Consider the following 3,028-nt stretch of genomic DNA (forward strand, 5'->3'; position numbering starts at 1 on the left):
AGTCCCTTTGGTCTCGGGAACCTTCCTATTCCCGTCCACATACTTATAGGCTTTGCCCGCCACTTGGAAAACGTCATACCGCTCCAAGGTCAACGCCGTGGGCGTCATGTCGACCTTCCGCTCGATGGATGCCGGCCTTGAACGAACATTCATCGGGTTGATCATCTCAACTTGGAAAGTATAGGTCTGCGTCTCGTCACTGCCGTCGTAACCAGTGAACTTACCGGCAGGGATATTCAGCGTCCAGGACCATGTGGATGCCGTTGTCTTGTTCAGGCCCAGCGTGAGGCCTGTTGCAGAATCTTCCACGGAAGACGTGGTGCCGGCCGCCGCATCCCTCTGGAAAGTGTTGGCCGGAGTGGTCAGCAGGCTGGTCCAATCGGAGACAGCATTCTGCTTCATGGAAATGGCCATCTTCGAATCAGTCATCCCCAATTTCCCCGACGACCAGGCCGTGTACACAGGAGATGCGACACCCTTGAACGTGACCACCGAACCCGCCGGCAGGCTCCCGTTGACCGTATGAGGCACCGTGACCGAGAACTTGCTCGCATCCGGAACGTTCTCGCCCGAGACAAAATAGGCCGTCCCGATATTCGAGAAGAACGAGGTCAGGCCGAACCCGGATGTGGACTCGATCACCCAGGCATGATACCGTCGGTACCCGTCGTACTTGTTGCCTGGATCCGGCGACGGATACTGCTTATTGGTGTCCTGTATCTGCCAGGATCCTCCCTGTTTGCTCTTGGGATCGACCTTGCACTCAACTTCACCAAGCCTGAACCCCCACGTGTCCGCGGTCTTCACCAAGTCTCCGCCGTTCTGGCTCTGTGCGTCACTGATGGGATTGGCGGGATCCTCCCCGTAAAGAACAACTTTGTTTGGATGCGCGGCATCCTTGGAGGGCGTGCACTCACCACTGATTACTGGATCAAGCTTCGACGTATACACACTGCCCGAAGCATCCAAGCTGCCGTCTGCATCATTCTGGATGTTGGTGATCGTCGGATCCTTGGGGCGAGGCACATCATACTTATAGAAGGCACTATTGATCGTCCAACCCGCAGCAATATTCCGTTCTACATCCGAGCTGTTCATGCCGTCACGTATCCCGACGAGACCTTTCCGCTCAGGGTTGTACACTTCCGGGCTGACGGTGCAAGCGCTGCCGTCCCGATTGGTCGTAACAGGCCAGGTGACCATCTTGAAATAGCCATCAAGACCCTGCTTGGCCTTGGCCTCCTTGAAATTGATGGAGCCATCCGAATTCTGGGCAGGCATAGGCTGGCCATTCTTGTCAGTGGCAAACATCTCATTGGGATTTGTCGGTTGTTTGGGCAAGTTGAAAGCCGAATACCTACTAGCTTGGACTTCCGCGCCTACCGTGGTAGTCAACGAATTGGGAGACGGCTGCTGGCCTGTCACCAGGACCGGCTCAGGGGTCAACTCATCAACAGGCACCCACTGGCCATCCTTCAGTGCCACCCACTGGTAATAATAGGAATTGGTCTCAGAACATATGCCATCAGGATTATAGATAGTGCTGCCACGCACATTCAGCCAGTACGCAAAGAAAGAGCGGGGCGGAGCTACGCCCGCATCAGAGCCCGGCATTCTCCCAAGAGTAAGGCTATTGTAATCAGGAAAACCATAGTCGGTTACCATGCCCCAGTTGGACTGACTGCCTCCATAGAGTAACGGATTGCCATCCCAGCCTACCCAAGAATACGGGCCGCTGCACTGAAGATCAGCGCCTTTCCCTTGGCATGTCTGCATATACAGGGTGAAGTTCTTGCCATTTGCCGTTAAAGTTGAGGTAATGTTGGATACCCTGTCCGGCGCATTAATCATGGTGTCAGGGTTAAAAATGCCACAGTCATCGATTCCGGCGACCCAATTCCATGGAGTACCAGGAGCAAGGCAGGATAGTGCCCCTTTCTGCTGTCCGACAACTGCGTAGATATTCACCGGCTCGTTGGCTCCACCAGGCTGATAATATGACGCATCAGCAGAATTCTTAAGCGCCAGATCACCCTCGATGGAAACGGTCAAATAGTCGTATAAACCTGAGTTTATTATGGTGTGCACGGTGAAGTACTCATCCCTATTCTGCGCCCACTTGTAGGCTCCGGACCAGGGCTGATCCGAGGATGACGCTGAAGCTATGGTGTTCAGATACTTTATTCTGCGATAATATGCTGGGGTTTCTGAACCCCTGTACTGATAGACGAAAGCCAGATTACAACTGCCCGTGGTGTCGGCGCCACGGGTACCATTGGCGCAAGAAGGGTCGAACTCGTTGTGTTTCACGCGCAGGATGAAGTCCATGCGCAGCTCATCCTGATAGGCATCAATCTTATTGTTGTAGCCCAACATCCGATAAAGCAGAGGCTTCCTGCTGGCCGTCTCATCCTGTCCATCAACGGCATTGGCCTGACTGGCCGAAAGCGCGCTCAGTCCAAGCGGAACAACCATGGCCAGCGTCGCCAGCAGGGTTACCAGAACGACGATGATCGAACGGCGCACGTGCAGTGATCCCTCAGCGTCCCGTTCCTGCAAACGCTTCAATACAATACCCCCCAAACCACAATGAAATCATGCTCCAGTGCAGATCAACTCTGCTTTTGACTCATCCCCAATTAAGCCAATTGAATGTAGAGCACAACAATGCATCTTCATTTTCATTACGACTCAAAAGCGTACTGAGATAAGAGGCGTGATCCGGGATTCAGGTGGGGTGTTTTGCGGCTGTTCAAGTCTTGCCCCTGGCAGGCCCGGCACACGGCTGGCGAGAAGTAAAATATTGTCTTCTTCCGACCGGTCTGGATTAGGAGCAAATGTTGCTTTGACAACGGCAGCGGCAGGGGGATTTAAGAAACAGGGCCCGCGCTCATCTCCATGGAATTGGAAGGATGAGAACGGGCCCTGGCTTATGCTTTCGGGATCAGTGGCGGCTTTCCTGCCTGTTCCTCAGGCAGGCCACGAAGCCCACCAGGCCAAGGGCTATCAGCAGCAGGATCCTGAGCAT

At 54.1% G+C, this 3,028-nt stretch carries 1 protein-coding gene; it reads right to left on the reverse strand.

The features are described from left to right. Positions 1-2,526: hypothetical protein (locus P273_RS09440; protein ID WP_034525108.1), on the reverse strand; the 2,526-nt coding region annotated here is incomplete at its 3' end. Between the last annotated feature and the right edge of the window lie 502 nt (positions 2,527-3,028).

The sequence above is a fragment of the Bifidobacterium sp. A11 genome, from assembly GCF_000499185.1.
Lineage (GTDB): Bacteria > Actinomycetota > Actinomycetes > Actinomycetales > Bifidobacteriaceae > Bombiscardovia > Bombiscardovia mizhiensis.